Raw genomic sequence first — 13,548 nt, forward strand, 5'->3', positions numbered from 1 at the left:
GAGCCTTGCGTCGTGAGGGAAGGGCCGGGACGCGCCGCGGTCAGCCGCCGAGCGCCGTCTCGACCGCCTCCGCGCCGGGCTTGCCGTCGAAGGTCGTCACGCCGTCGAGCCAGGGGCTCCAGGTATCGGAATGGTCGGCCAGCCAGGCCTTGGCCGCTTCGCCGGCATCCTTCCCGTCGTTCAGGATCGCGCCCATGATCTCGTTCTCCATGGGAAGCGAGAAGACGAGGTTGGCGAGAAGCTTGCCGAGGTTCGGGCAGTCCGCGGACAGGCCCTTGCGCGTCAGCGTGTAGATGGTCGCCCCGCCGTAGTTCGAGCCGAAGACCTCGTCGCCGCCCGACAGGTAGGACAGCTTGAAGTTCGCGTTCATCGGATGGGGCTCCCAGCCGAGGAAGACGATCGGCTGGTTCTGCCGGGTCTGGCGCGCGACCTGGGCGAGCATGCCCTGCTCGGATGACTCCACCAGCTCGAAGCCCTTGAGGCCGAACTGATTGTTTTCGATCATGCCGAGGATGAGGCGGTTGCCGTCGTTGCCCGGCTCGATGCCGTAGATGCGGTTGTTCAACTGATCCTTGAAGCGCGCGATATCGGCGAAGGTCTTCAGGCCGTCGTTGTAGAGGGTGGTCGGCACCGCCAGCGTGTACTTCGCGCCTTCCAGGTTGGCGCGGATCACCTCGATCGAGCCCTCGTCGCGGTAGGGCTTCAGATCCGCCTCCATGGTCGGCATCCAGTTGCCGAGGAAGACGTCGATGTCCCGGTTCTTCAGCGAGGCGAAGGTGACCGGCAGGGCGAGAACGTCGGTGCGCGGCTCGTATCCGAGCGCCTGGAGGATCACCGACGCCGAAGCCGTGGTCGCCGTGATGTCGGTCCACCCGACATCGGCAAAGCGCACCGCGCGGCAGCTGGCAGGATCGGCGGCCTGGGCCGCGGCCCCGCCCAGCAACGCGGCGGCGAGGGCAAGGGGAAGGGCGCGAGCGAGACGGTTGGCGAGCATGCTGCGAGTGGTCCTTCTGGGCTTCGGAAGGGCGGAAGATACAGGAGCAGGCCGTCGATCGGGTGCACAATCGCACGATCTTCCCGTCATTCGGTGTCGGGAAACGGCACTTGTCAAGCCGCATCGCTGAACGTTCGTTCGATGCTTGCGCGGGATGGTTATGAGGGCCCTCGCCGTAGGCATCCTGCCCAGGATACGATCAGGACATGGCGAGGTTTCAGGCGCCTTCCGACCCGCTTCCGAAAGCCAGTGCCCTGTCCCGGCGCGTTGATTGAACGAACAATCAAGGAGCGCTACAGTCGGGGTTCCCGCCAGGAGGTTTGAAGCATGAGCCGCAGCGCCGTCGCCGTTCGGAGCCCGACCGAGGACCAGCGCCGCCGCCAGCTGGTGGACGCGACGATCCAGTCGCTCGCCGAGATCGGCTTCTCGGCCTCCAGCCTGGCGGAGATCGCGGGGCGGGCCGGCGTCGCGCCCTCGCTCGTCGCCCACTACTTCGGCGACAAGGACGGCCTCCTGGAGGCCACGCTGCGCCATCTGGCCCGCCGCATCTCGGATGCCGCCCGTCTACGACTGCGCCGGGCGGAGGGACCGCGCGAGCGCATCCAGGCGGTGATCGACGCCAACCTCGCGGCCGAGGAGTTCGACGCGCGGACCTGCGCCGTTTGGCTCGCCTTCTGGGGGCAGGTGCCGCATTCCGCCCGACTGAAGCGCGTCCAGCGCGTGTATCAGCGACGCATGCTGTCCAACCTCGTCTTCGACCTACGCAGCCTGGTCGCGCCCGAGGAGGCGCCGCGCATCGCGCAGGCGATCGCCGCGATCATCGACGGGTTGTGGCTGCGCGCCTCGCTGGCCGAGGTCGCCGAAACCGACAGCCTAGCCGCGCGCGCCACGGCCTCCGCCTTCACGGATGCCCAGATTGCGGGCGCCGTACCTCGGCGCGCCGACCGTCCGCGACGCGCGGCACCGGGGCTTCGCCTCCTGACGAGCCATGTGGGCGGTGCCTACATCGATGCGGGACGCGAGCCGCAGGTCTTCCAGACGCTCAATCCGGCTACCGGCGAGGTGCTGGCCGAGATCGCGGTGGCGGACGCCGCCGTGGTCGACCATGCGGTCGCGACGGCCGCCGAGGCGCAGCGCGGATGGGGAGCGATGACCGGCGCCGAGCGCGGTCGTATCCTTCAACGTGTCGCCGCGCGGCTGCGCGAACGCAACGACGAACTGGCCGTCCTGGAGGCGCGCGACACCGGCAAACCGATCGCCGAGACGTCCACGGTGGACGTCCTGTCGGGCGCCGACTGCATCGAGTTCTTCGCCGGAATGGCGGCCGGACTGTCGGGCGACCACGTCGATCTCGGACCGCTCGCCTTCGGCTACACGCGACGCGAGCCGCTCGGCGTCGTCGCCGGTATCGGTGCCTGGAACTATCCGCTCCAGATCGCCTGCTGGAAGGCGGCGCCCGCGCTGGCCGCCGGCAACAGCGTCGTCTTCAAACCGGCCGAGCTGACGCCGCTGACCGCGCTCAAGCTCGCCGAGATCATGGACGAGTGCGGTCTGCCGCGGGGCGTCTTCAACGTCGTCCAGGGCGACGGCTCGACCGGCCGCCTCCTGTCGCGCCACCCCGGCATCGCCAAGATCTCGCTGACCGGCGAGGTCGGCACCGGCAAGGCCGTGATGCGCGATGCCAGCGCGACGCTGAAGCAGGTGACGCTGGAGCTCGGCGGAAAGTCGCCGCTCGTCGTGTTCGCCGACGCCGATCTCGACGACGCGGTGGGCGGCGCGATGCTCGCCAACTTCTATTCCGCCGGCGAGGTCTGCTCCAACGGAACGCGCGTCTTCGTGCACGAGTCGGTTCGCGCGGCCTTTCTGGAGAAGCTCGTCGCGCGCACGGTGGCGCTGCGCATCGGCGACCCGCTCGACCCCGAAACGCAGGTCGGCGCGCTGATCTCGGAGGCGCATATGCGCAAGGTCCTCTCCTACGTGGAGGAGGGCGTGCGCGAGGGCGCGAGGCTCCTGTGCGGCGGGACGCGCATGACGCAGGACGGGCTCGACGCCGGCTTCTTCGTTGCGCCCGCGATCTTCGACGGCTGCGACGATTCCATGCGCATCGTGCGCGAGGAGATCTTCGGCCCGGTGATGACGGTCCTCTCGTTCCGGGACGAGGAGGAGGTGATCGCGCGCGCCAACAGCACGCGCTTCGGTCTGGCGGCCGGCGTCTTCACGCGCGATCTCGCCCGCGCGCACCGCGTCGTGGCCCGGCTCGAGGCCGGCACGACCTGGATCAACACCTACAACATCACGCCGATCGAGCTGCCCTTCGGCGGTGCCAAGGAGTCCGGTCTCGGGCGCGAGAACGGACGCGCGGCGCTGGAGGCCCACACGCAGGTCAAGAGCGTCTTCGTCAATCTCGGGCGTGTCGACGCCCCCTACTGAAGCCGCGCTGTCCCGGCGACGCGCGGAGCGCGACCGGGAAGCGCCCTGCGGAGCGGTCCCATGGAGATCGAGACCTTCGACTACGTCGTTGTGGGCGCCGGCTCGGCGGGCTGCGTGCTCGCCAACCGCCTGTCCGAGGACGGGCGCTCGACCGTGCTTCTTCTTGAATTCGGCGGATCGGACCGCTCGGTCCTGATCCAGATGCCGAGCGCGCTCTCGATCCCGATGAACATGCGCAAGTACAACTGGGGCTACAGTTCGGAGCCCGAGCCGAACCTCGGCGGCCGGCGCATGAACGTGCCGCGCGGCAAGGTGCTGGGCGGATCGTCGTCGATCAACGGGATGGTCTACGTGCGCGGCGCACCGGCCGACTTCGACCGCTGGGAGCACGAGGGAGCGCGGGGCTGGAGCTATGCGCGCGTGCTGCCCTACTTCCGCCGCGCCGAGAACCGGCAGAGCGGCGGCGACGAGTACAGGGGCGGCGAGGGCGCCCTCCACACCTCCTACGGAACGCTGGAGAACCCGCTCTACCAGGCCTTCGTGGAGGCGGCGGCACAGGCCGGCCACCCGACCAACCTCGATATCAACGGCGGATCCCAGGAGGGCTTCGGGCGGATGGACATGACGGTCCACAAAGGCCGGCGCTGGTCCACCGCCAATGCCTATCTACGACCCGCACTGAGCCGGCCGAACCTCGTGGTGCGCACTGGCGCGCTCGTGGAGCGGGTCGTCCTGGAGGGGCGACGCGCCGCAGGCGTCGCCTACCGCGTTGGAGCGCAGGCGCACCTGGCACGCGCGAGCCGCGAGGTCGTCCTGTCGGCCGGCTCGATCAACTCGCCCAAGCTCCTGAAGCTGTCGGGCATCGGGCCGGCCGAGGAGCTGCGCGCGCACGGGATCGCGGTCGCGCACGATCTGCCCGGCGTCGGCGAGAACCTGCAGGATCACCTGGAATTCTACTTCCAGGTCGCCTGCCGCGAGCCGATCACCCTGTTCCGCTCGACGGGCGCGATCGCCAAGGGGCAGATCGGCGCGCGCTGGCTCCTCACCAAGCGCGGCCTTGGCGCCACCAACCACTTCGAGAGCTGCGGGTTCATCCGCTCCTCGCCGGACGTGCCCTATCCCGATATCCAGTATCACTTCCTGCCGCTCGCCGTGACCTATGACGGCAAGGGTCTCGCCAGCGAGCACTCCTTCCAGGCCCATGTCGGGCCGCTGCGCTCGAAGTCGAAGGGCCACGTGCGCCTCGCCTCCAGCGATCCGGCGGCCGCGCCCCGCATCCTCTTCAACTACATGAGCCATCCCGACGACTGGCGCGAGATGCGCGCCTGCGTGCGCCTGACACGCGAGATCTTCCGCCAGCCCGCCTTCGATCGCTATCGCGGCCGCGAGATCGCGCCGGGCGAGGGGGTGCAGAGCGACGCCGAGATCGACGCCTTCGTCGAGCGGCACGTGGAGAGCGCGCTCCACCCCTCCTGCACCTGCCGCATGGGCGATCCGGCCGACCCGATGAGCGTCGTGGACGAGGCGGGCCGCGTCGTCGGCGTCGACGCTCTGCGCGTCGTCGACTCCTCGATCATGCCCTCGATCACGTCGGGCAACCTCAACGCGCCGACCATCATGCTGGCGGAGAAGCTGAGCGACGCGATCCGCGGCCTCGAGCCGCTGGCCGCGGCGGACGTGCCCTACCAGCGCGTGCGGTTCGACGCGGCGGATCCGCTGGCTCTTCCGGCGGGGTCCTGAAACAAAAAGGCCCAGCCGTCGCCTGCCGGGCCTTTTCCTATCGCTTGGCGAGGCGTCAGGCCTCTCGCTTGCGCCTTCGGAACGTGTCGCGAAGGTTGTCCCACAGTTCGATCTTGGCGCCGTTGCGCTTCATGATCACCGCCTGCTGGGTGACCGACAGAAGGTTGTTCCACGTCCAGTAGATCACGAGACCGGCCGGGAACGAGGCCAGCATGAAGGTGAAGATCACCGGCATCCAGGTGAAGATCACCTGCTGGGCGGGATCGGGCGGCGTCGGGTTGAGCCGCATCTGGATGAACATCGTGATGCCCATGAGGATCGGCCACACGCCCACCATCAGAAGGTGGGGCAGGGTGATCGGAATCAGGCCGAACAGGTTGAACACCGAGGTCGGATCGGGCGCGGCCAGATCCTGGATCCAGCCGAAGAAGGGCGCATGCCGCATCTCGATCGTGATGTAGAGGACCTTATAGAGCGCGAAGAAGACCGGGATCTGGATGAGAACGGGCCAGCAGCCCGCCGCCGGGTTGATCTTCTGCTCCTTGTAGATCCGCATCATCTCCTGCTGCTGCTTCATCCGGTCGTCGGCGTATTTCTCGCGCAGCTCGGTGATCAGCGGCTGCGCGTTCTTCATCTTCGCCATCGACTTGTAGCTCTTCGAGGCGAGCGGGAAGAAGGCGAGCTTGAGCGTCACCGTGACCAGGAGGATGGCGACGCCGAAGTTGCCGGTGAAGCGGTAGAGGAAGTCGATGAAGTGGAACATCGGCTCCGTGATGAAGTAGAACCAGCCCCAATCGATCAGCTGACCGAAATGCGGGATGTTCCCGCTTTCCTCGTAGCTGTTGATGAGGTCGACGACCTTCGCGCCGGCGAAGACGCGCGTCTGGACGTCGAGCGTCGCCCCCGGCTGCACGGTCGCCGGATCGGCCAGGAAGTCGGACTGGTAGAAGGCGCGCCCGTCCGAGGCATAGCGGAAACTCGGCTGGAAGGTGCCGGTACCGGTGCCGGGCACCAGCGCCGTCGCCCAATACTTGTCGGTGATGCCGAGCCAGCCCGTGTTCACCTTGGGCGGAGAGACGAGCTTGTCCTCCTCGATCGCGTGGTACTTGACCTCCTGAAGTCCCTCCTCGCCGAACACGCCGAGCAGGCCTTCGAACAGGACGTAGGCGGCTGCGACCTCGGGCTTGTTGAAGCGCACGACGCGGCCGTAGTTCGACAGAGTGACCGGCGCGGTGCCGGCGTTCTGGATGCTGTCGGCGACCGCGAACATATAGTTCTCGTCGACCGAGACCGTTCGGCGGAAGGTGACGCCCTGACCGTTCGTGTAGGTGAGAGTGACCGGTGTCTGGGGGGTGAGCGTCGGGCTGCCCTCGGCCTGCCAGACCGTCGACGGCCCGGGAAGGTCGCCCGCGCCCGTGCCGCTATAACCGAACTCGACGAAGTAGGCGGCCGTCCCGAGCGTCTCGGGCGACAGGAGCACGATCGTGGGCGAGGTGTCGTCCACCGTCTCGTGGTAGCTTTTGAGGCGCAGGTCGTCGAGCCGCGCACCGGTCAGGTTGATCGAGCCCGACAGTTCGGGCGTGTCGATCGAGACGCGGCCTGTGGCGGCCAGGGCCGCCTCGCGCGATTGTCCGGTGATCGCGGCCGCATCCGAGAGCGGCACCGTGCTCTCGCGCCCTGCGGGCGAGGTGGCGGGATCCTGCGGCGTGCCGGCCGGCGTCAGGGGGGTCTGAAGCGAGCCTTGGGTCGCCTGCTCGCTCGCCACCCGCGGGTTCACCACGAGGAACTGCCAGCCCACCAGAACGGCGATGGACAAGACCATCGCGATCACGACATTCCGGCTGTTTTCCATCATTCGCTTCCAGGGCGCGGGGTTCGGGCGGACGGTTCCGCTAGCTGCGTCTTGCGCACGCGGCGCGCCAGTTCCCTCGACAGCTCGTCGAAGGGAAGGGTGAGGATCTCGCGACGGGCGACGATCACATAGTCGAAGCCACGGACCATGTCAGCCCCGGCATGGAGGCGGATCGCCTCGCGCAAGCGCCGACGAATGCGGTTGCGCTCGACCGCGTTGCCGACCTTGCGGGTGATCGTCAGCCCGAAGCGCGGCGGCGCCTCGTCCGGCCGCTTCAAGGCTTCGATCAGGAAGTGCGGCCCGTTCAGGCGCCGACCTCGTCGAGCCGCTAGGAACTCGGCGCGCGTGCGCAAGACCGCGGGACGGGCCGGTCGCGAGGCTTCGACGGGCTTGAGCTCCGTCCCGGCCTCGTGAGAAATCGTGATCAGGCCGAGAGGCGCTTGCGACCGCGCGCGCGGCGGGCGGCGAGAACCTTGCGGCCGCCGACGGTCGCCATACGGGAACGGAAGCCGTGGCGGCGCTTGCGGACGAGCTTGGAGGGCTGGTAGGTGCGCTTCATCTTGGGTCTTCCCGCCGGTTGCGGGCCTTGGTTGGGGGTCGCTGAAGGAACTGTTCGTCGCGGACGCACGAAACAGCCGCTCGGGTCACCCCCGAGCGACACGGCCACCGCTCATGGGCCGGCTTATACGGAGAGGCGCGGGCCAAAGTCAATTCCCGGCCCTGACGCTCCTAGGAGGCCTGTCCGTTATCCGTAACTGGGATTGCAGGGCACAATCGTCTCGTTCCCGGGTAGAACCGCGGGCAAGGGACTGTGCGCCAAGCGCCCGCGCGCCCATGTTGAGTCGCATCGGGGACAGGCGGGTGCCGGGCGCTGTCAGGAAAGGGCCTTGGGTTGAGCGTTGAGACAGAGGGCGGGGGCGAAGGTCAGCTCGGGGCCGCGCCGGCCTTTGCCGATCGCCTGTCAGTGCGCCTCTTCACGGTCACCGTGCTGGCGGTGATGATCGCGGAGATCATGATCTTCGTACCCTCGGTCGCCGCCTTTCGCCGGGAATGGCTGGAAGCCAAGCTGGAGGCTGTGTCGGTCGCGACGCTCGCGGCCAGCTTCGGCGAGGGCGGGTCCCTGCCCACGCCGGCCCAGGAAGCCGAGCTTCTCCATGCGCTCGGCGCCCGCCTCGTCGCGATCCGCGAGGCCGGCACGACCCGGCTCCTGGCGCGCCAACCCGATCTCGGGCCCGTGGATCGCAAGGTCGACCTCGAAAGCGAGACCACCTTCGAGTCGGTGGCCGAGTCGTTCGGTGTGCTCCTCTCGGACGGCACAGGCCTCACGCGGCTGGTCGGACCTGTGGGCGACGGGCAGATCCGCGCCGAGATCGTGCTCGACACCGATACGCTACGCCGTGCGACCCTGATCTACTCGCGCAACGTCTTTGCGCTGTCGCTGGCGATCGCGAGCTTCACGGGGCTTCTTGTCTTCGGTGCGATCAGCTGGTTCCTGCTGCGTCCGGTCGGCTCCATGACGCGGGCGATGGTGCGCTTCGGGGCGCGGCCGGAGGATGCGAGCCGCATCATCGTGCCGGGACGCCGGCAGGACGAACTCGGCCTGGCCCAGCGTGAACTTGCCCGCATGCAGGAAACGCTATCCCGCACGTTGCGCGAACAGCGTCATCTCGCCGACCTGGGCCTCGCCGTCTCGAAGATCAACCACGACCTGCGCAACATTCTCGCCTCCGCGCAACTCATCTCGGATCGATTGTCGGACCTCCCGGACGCGCAGGTCCAGCGCTTCGCGCCGGTCCTCATCCGCTCGCTCGATCGCGCACTCGGCTATACGCAATCCGTCCTGGATTACGGACGGGCGACCGAGAAGCGGCCCACCTTGCGCCGCGTCGCGCTGCGCCGTCTGGTGGACGAGGTGTTCGAGACGCAGCCCGCCGCGCCCGGTCGCGTCGACCTCGTCAACGCCGTTCCGGCCGACATGGAGATCGACGTCGATCCCGAGCAGTTCTTTCGCGTGCTCGCCAACCTCGTGCGCAACGCGGTTCAGGCCCTGGACGGCGAAACCGACCAGTCCGTGATCCGCCGCGTGCGGATCGACGCGGAGGAGCGTGCGGGTGGCGAGGCGGTGATCGGTGTCGAGGACACGGGTCCGGGCGTATCAGCCACGGCGCGCGAGAACCTGTTTCGCGCCTTTCGCGGCTCCACCCGCTCGGGGGGGACGGGACTGGGCCTCGCGATCGCACGCGAGATCATCGAGGCGCATGGTGGTGCGATCCGGCTCGTTGAACGGCGCGAACCGGGCGCCCGCTTCGAGATCGTCCTGGCACCGCGCGATCCAGGCTCCGCCTGAAACGCGACCCGCCGGTCCGGCAGGCACCGCTCGCCACGCCCCTCGCGGAGCGTTCGCGGGACCGGTCCGGTCGTCTCGGATCGGCTGCCGGAGGGCGCAGGTCGCAGGCGTCATCATGGGTTCATTTGCGGGGTTGCATTCGCGCGGCGAAGCCTTTAGGAACCCCCTCGTGACGGACACACACGGCGACTTCGCCGGTCCTCACCGGCGCCCGTAGCTCAGCTGGATAGAGCACCAGACTACGAATCTGGGGGTCAGAGGTTCGAATCCTTTCGGGCGCGCCATTTCGATCTCGACAATCTGAGACTATTCCCTCGGCGGCAAGCGTGACGCCGCGCATGCCGAGTTCGTCCGCGCGTCCGGAGCATGCATCGGACGCCGCGCTGCCGTGCTCGACCGCGGATGCGGTTTCCAGTCTGAAGGTGAACACGGCTTTGGCGGACCGAGCCCGATCGGGTCAGGCGAATCAGCCAGAGCGGGACGCTTCGATGACGCGACGCAACGCCTGACCGGCGGGGCTCCGCGCGTCGCCTAGAGCGAGAACCGCCGTCATGTGATCCTCGTCCGGCAGCGTCAGCTGGCGGATGTCGCCATGTTCGGCGGCGAGATGACCGACCAGCCGCGCGGCGTGGTCGTGGAACGGTGCGGTTTCACGCTCGCCCACGATCACCGCCACCGCGGCCTCCGTCCGAAGGCGCTGGCGCAACGGCGACCAGGATGCGACCTCCTCGTCGGTGAGCGCAATCAGATCGCGTAGGAAGGAGTGTTGCAGGGGCGCGAGATCGTAGACGCCGCTGAGAAGCAGCGCCGACCGGACTCGCACGCCGCTCGCTTCGGGATCCAGCAGCCAGCAGCACAGGTGCGCGCCGGCCGAGTGGCCGCTGACGGACAAGGCCTGCGGGTCACCACCGAAACGGCCGATCTCGGCCGACAGCCAGCGAACCGCGCGGCGGACCTGCTCGACGATGGACGCAAGGCGCACCCGCGGCATCAGATCGTAGTCGAGCACGGCCGCGATCGCGCCCGCTTCCACGACCGTATCGGCTATGAACGAGAAATCTTCCTTGCCGAACATGCGCCAGTATCCCCCATGCACGAAGACATGCAGAGGGGCCGGGGCGCCGGTGCCGGCCGGCAGGAACAGGTCCAGCCGGTCGCCGGGCGATGGGCCAAAGGAAACGTTCAGGACCGCCTGGCGGCGCGAGCGCGTGTCCGCGCTTCGCCGTGCGTAGTCCCGCACGATCTCGTCGAAGCGCGGGACGTGGTCCCGTGTGCGAAACGGGTCCATCGCCGAGACCTCAGAAGGAGACGGCGATGTACTTCGGCTCCAGGTAGTCCAGAACGCCGTGGTGGCCGCCCTCGCGGCCGAGACCGCTCTGCTTGACGCCGCCGAACGGCGCGGCCGGGTCGGACACCAGACCGCGGTTCACCGCGACCATGCCGGCCTCGATCCGGCCGGCGACGCCCAGCGCACGCTTCAGATCGCGCGAGTAGACGTAGCTCGCCAGTCCGTATTCCGTGTTGTTGGCGGCCGCGACGGCATCATCCTCGTGTTCGAAGCGGCAGAGCGCGGCGACGGGGCCGAAGATCTCCTCGTGCATCAGGAGCGCGTCGGCCGGCACGTCGCCGAGGACGGTCGGCGGATAGAAGTAGCCCGAGCCGCTCAACGCCTTGCCGCCTTGCAGGACCCTGGCCCCCCGGCCGACCGCATCCGCCACCAGATGCTCGATCTTCTCCACCGCCTTGCGGGTGATCATCGGGCCGCAGCGGGTCTCGGGATCGATGCCCGGACCGACGGGCAGCGCGGCCATGCGTGCCACCAGACCCGCGGAGAAGCGATCGTAGATACCGGACTGCACGTAGAAACGGTTGGCCGCCGTGCAGGCCTCGCCGGCATTCCGCATCTTGGCGACCATCGCGCCGTCCAGCGCGGCATCGAGGTCGGCGTCGTCGAACACGAGGAAGGGCGCGTTGCCACCGAGTTCCATCGCGCAGCCGACGACGGTGCGGGCGGCCTCGGCGAGCAACGTCCGGCCGACGCCGGTCGAGCCGGTGAACGACAGCTTGCGCACACGCGGGTCGTCCAGGATGGCGGCGGTGACCGGGCCGGGGCGGGACGTCGTGACGACGTTGACGACGCCGTCCGGTACGCCCGCCTCGCGGTAGAGCTCGGCCAGCGCGTAGGCCGTAAGCGGCGTCTCGCTCGCCGGCTTGAGCACCACCGTGCAGCCCGCCGCCAGCGCCGGTGCGATCTTGCGCGTCGCCATGGCGGCCGGAAAGTTCCAGGGCGTCACCAGAAGGGCGATGCCGACCGGCACGTAGTCCACCAGAATGCGGTTCGACCCGGAGGGTGCCAGGCCGAGTTCGCCCGACAGGCGCACCGCCTCCTCCGCGTTCCAGCGGAAGAATTCGGCGGCATAGGCGACCTCGCCCTTGGCATCCACCAGCGCCTTGCCGTTCTCGAGCGAGATCAGCGCGGCGAGTTCGTCGGCATGCCGGATCATCAGCTCGAAGCAGCGACGCAGGATCTCGGAGCGCTCGCGCGGCGACTTCGCGCGCCAGCCGGGCGCGGCCCGGTCGGCGGCGTCCACCGCCGCCATCGCCTCCTCGACACCGGCATCGGCGACACGCGCGATCTCGCGTTCCGTCGAGGGATCGACGACGGCGATCTGCGCGTCGGTCTGCCGCCACTCGCCATCGATGAACAGACCCTTGGCGAAGGGCGAGCAGTCGATGGCGGCCGCAGCGCCGGCGACGGAAGGGGAGGAGATGTGGTTCATGAGGCAATCCTTGCAGGCTGCGGCTCGCACAGAGCCAGGCGGTCGCCGTCGAAGGCGGCCCCGACGAGGCGCTTCATCGCATCGAGATCGACGAGGCGCGGGTTGTTCTTGATCAGGCGCTCGATGCCGAGCGCCTGCTCGGCCGTCCAGTCCCGTTTGTCGCGCGGCAGGCCGAGCGCGTCGAGCGAGCGCGGAATGCCGATCGCGCCCAGCAGCGAGGCGATCCGCTCGACCACGCGCTCGGCGAAGGCGTCCAGAGGCTCGCCCTGCGCTTCCAGACCCATCGCCGCGCCGATCTGGGCCAGTTCCGGCAGGCAAGCCGGGCGGTTGAAGGTCATGACATAGGGCAGGAGTGCGGCAACGCCGAGGCCGTGGGCGGAATGGGTCAGCGCCCCGATCGGATACTGGATCGCGTGGGCCGCCGCCGTGCCCGCAGTTCCGAACGCGCAGCCGGCCGCCAGCGCACCCATCATCACGTCGGCGCGCGCCGTCTCGTCGCGCCCGTCCTGAAAGGCGCGCTCCAGGCTGCGCGACAGGAGTTCGATCGCCAGCAGCGCGAAATGGTCGGTAAGGGCGCTCTTGCCGACGAAGACATGATCCTGGGCAAGGGCCGCGTCGGGCTCGCGCCGCTTGGCCATGAAGGCCTCGATCGCATGGGTCAGCGCGTCTGCCCCGGCGATCGCGGTCAGCTGCGGCGGACAGGTCAGCGTCAGGTCGGGGTCGCAGATCGCGGCCTGCGGAATGAGATGGGGGCTGGAGATGCCGACCTTGAGGAGGCGGTCGGGATCCGACAGCACCGCGACCGGCGTCACCTCGGAGCCTGTGCCGGCCGTGGTCGGCACGGCGACGACGGGCAGGATCGGTCCGGGCACGCGCCGCTCGCCGTAGTAGTCGGCCGGCGTGCCGCCATGGGCCAGGAGCAGGGATGCGCACTTCGCCATGTCGAGGCAGCTTCCGCCGCCGATCCCGATCACGAGGTCGGGCGCGAACGCCCGTGCGGCTTCGGCGCAGGCGAGCGCCGAGTCCCGCGGGACATCGGGAAGAACGCCGTCATCGACGCGCACCGTCAACCCGTGCGCCGCAAGATCCGCCATCATCGCCTGGAACTGGGGATCCGCGCTCAGCCGGGCATCCGTGCAGACCAGAGCCCGGCGCCCGAGACGGGCGGCGACCGGCCCGAGGGCGGCCCGCTGGCCCTTGCCGAAGAGGATTTCGCGCGGGAGCCGCAGGGCGGCAAATAGCGTCATGGTCTTTCCTTCCTCGGCACCGGTTTGCCGGAAGCACGGGCTGGGTTGGCGATCGGGTGCGCCAGCGCAGCCTCGTCTGGGCAGCGTCTTAGGGTCGACCGTGCGAGGGCGCCGGTAAACCGTGCGGTCGGTGCCGCCTGGCAGCCGGGCGCTGATAC

At 68.9% G+C, this 13,548-nt stretch carries 10 protein-coding genes and 1 tRNA gene; 4 read left to right on the forward strand and 7 right to left on the reverse strand.

Annotated elements, in window-relative coordinates; genetic code table 11:
• Positions 1-40: 40 nt before the first annotated feature.
• Positions 41-994 (reverse strand): choline ABC transporter substrate-binding protein, encoded by a 954-nt coding sequence (locus BLQ76_RS16380; protein WP_090675495.1) that lies wholly within the window; start codon positions 992-994, stop codon positions 41-43.
• A gap of 327 nt (positions 995-1,321) precedes the next feature.
• Here BLQ76_RS16380 and betB point away from each other — a divergent pair, with 327 nt between their 5' ends.
• Both betB and betA read left to right on the forward strand, forming a co-directional pair.
• Positions 1,322-3,424: a betaine-aldehyde dehydrogenase gene (betB, locus tag BLQ76_RS16385; RefSeq protein ID WP_090675497.1), complete on the forward strand. Its 2,103-nt coding sequence runs from the start codon at positions 1,322-1,324 to the stop codon at positions 3,422-3,424.
• Between the two features lie 60 nt (positions 3,425-3,484).
• Positions 3,485-5,164, forward strand: a complete 1,680-nt coding sequence (gene betA, locus BLQ76_RS16390; protein WP_090675498.1) for a choline dehydrogenase — start codon at positions 3,485-3,487, stop codon at positions 5,162-5,164.
• A 55-nt stretch (positions 5,165-5,219) separates the two neighbouring features.
• Here the strand turns inward: betA and yidC are convergent, their stop codons facing one another.
• The 3 genes from yidC to rpmH all read right to left on the reverse strand — a co-directional run bounded on the left by yidC (position 5,220) and on the right by rpmH (position 7,575).
• Complete coding sequence (gene yidC / locus BLQ76_RS16395) at positions 5,220-7,016, reverse strand: membrane protein insertase YidC (protein WP_090675501.1); 1,797 nt, start codon at positions 7,014-7,016, stop codon at positions 5,220-5,222.
• Positions 7,016-7,369 carry a ribonuclease P protein component gene (gene rnpA, locus BLQ76_RS16400; protein WP_090675504.1) on the reverse strand — a complete coding sequence of 118 codons (354 nt, stop codon included), beginning with the start codon at positions 7,367-7,369 and terminating at the stop codon, positions 7,016-7,018. The genes yidC and rnpA overlap by 1 nt, the downstream gene beginning before the upstream one ends.
• Before the next feature lie 71 nt (positions 7,370-7,440).
• Entirely contained in the window at positions 7,441-7,575 is a 135-nt protein-coding gene (rpmH, locus tag BLQ76_RS16405) for a 50S ribosomal protein L34 (protein ID WP_062014559.1), read from the reverse strand.
• Positions 7,576-7,908: 333 nt separating this feature from the next.
• Here rpmH and BLQ76_RS16410 point away from each other — a divergent pair, with 333 nt between their 5' ends.
• Both BLQ76_RS16410 and BLQ76_RS16415 read left to right on the forward strand, forming a co-directional pair.
• A complete protein-coding gene (locus tag BLQ76_RS16410; RefSeq protein WP_244519687.1) occupies positions 7,909-9,363 on the forward strand; it encodes a sensor histidine kinase in 1,455 nt (484 codons plus the stop codon).
• Positions 9,364-9,570: 207 nt separating this feature from the next.
• Positions 9,571-9,647 (forward strand) — tRNA-Arg (locus BLQ76_RS16415).
• 182 nt (positions 9,648-9,829) lie between these two features.
• Here BLQ76_RS16415 and BLQ76_RS16420 read toward each other — a convergent pair.
• The 3 genes from BLQ76_RS16420 to BLQ76_RS16430 are packed head-to-tail and all read right to left on the reverse strand — an operon-like array spanning position 9,830 to position 13,390.
• Positions 9,830-10,651: an alpha/beta hydrolase gene (locus tag BLQ76_RS16420; protein WP_090675506.1), complete on the reverse strand. Its 822-nt coding sequence runs from the start codon at positions 10,649-10,651 to the stop codon at positions 9,830-9,832.
• 10 nt (positions 10,652-10,661) lie between these two features.
• Entirely contained in the window at positions 10,662-12,143 is a 1,482-nt protein-coding gene (locus BLQ76_RS16425) for an NAD-dependent succinate-semialdehyde dehydrogenase (protein ID WP_090675508.1), read from the reverse strand.
• Positions 12,140-13,390, reverse strand: coding sequence for an iron-containing alcohol dehydrogenase (locus tag BLQ76_RS16430; RefSeq protein ID WP_090675511.1), 1,251 nt, complete (start codon positions 13,388-13,390; stop codon positions 12,140-12,142). Before BLQ76_RS16430 ends, BLQ76_RS16425 begins: the two co-directional genes overlap by 4 nt.
• Positions 13,391-13,548: the final 158 nt, after the last annotated feature.

Source organism: Aureimonas jatrophae, from assembly GCF_900104035.1.
GTDB lineage: Bacteria > Pseudomonadota > Alphaproteobacteria > Rhizobiales > Rhizobiaceae > Aureimonas > Aureimonas jatrophae.

What these genes read in the sequence shown, in the direction of transcription:
- BLQ76_RS16380 (WP_090675495.1), bottom strand. Translation starts at nt 994, where the DNA reads ATGCTCGCCAACCGTCTCGCTCGCGCCCTTCCCCTTGCCCTCGCCGCC.
- betB (WP_090675497.1), top strand. Translation starts at nt 1,322, where the DNA reads ATGAGCCGCAGCGCCGTCGCCGTTCGGAGCCCGACCGAGGACCAGCGC.
- betA (WP_090675498.1), top strand. Translation starts at nt 3,485, where the DNA reads ATGGAGATCGAGACCTTCGACTACGTCGTTGTGGGCGCCGGCTCGGCG.
- yidC (WP_090675501.1), bottom strand. Translation starts at nt 7,016, where the DNA reads ATGGAAAACAGCCGGAATGTCGTGATCGCGATGGTCTTGTCCATCGCC.
- rpmH (WP_062014559.1), bottom strand. Translation starts at nt 7,575, where the DNA reads ATGAAGCGCACCTACCAGCCCTCCAAGCTCGTCCGCAAGCGCCGCCAC.
- BLQ76_RS16420 (WP_090675506.1), bottom strand. Translation starts at nt 10,651, where the DNA reads ATGGACCCGTTTCGCACACGGGACCACGTCCCGCGCTTCGACGAGATC.
- BLQ76_RS16425 (WP_090675508.1), bottom strand. Translation starts at nt 12,143, where the DNA reads ATGAACCACATCTCCTCCCCTTCCGTCGCCGGCGCTGCGGCCGCCATC.
- BLQ76_RS16430 (WP_090675511.1), bottom strand. Translation starts at nt 13,390, where the DNA reads ATGACGCTATTTGCCGCCCTGCGGCTCCCGCGCGAAATCCTCTTCGGC.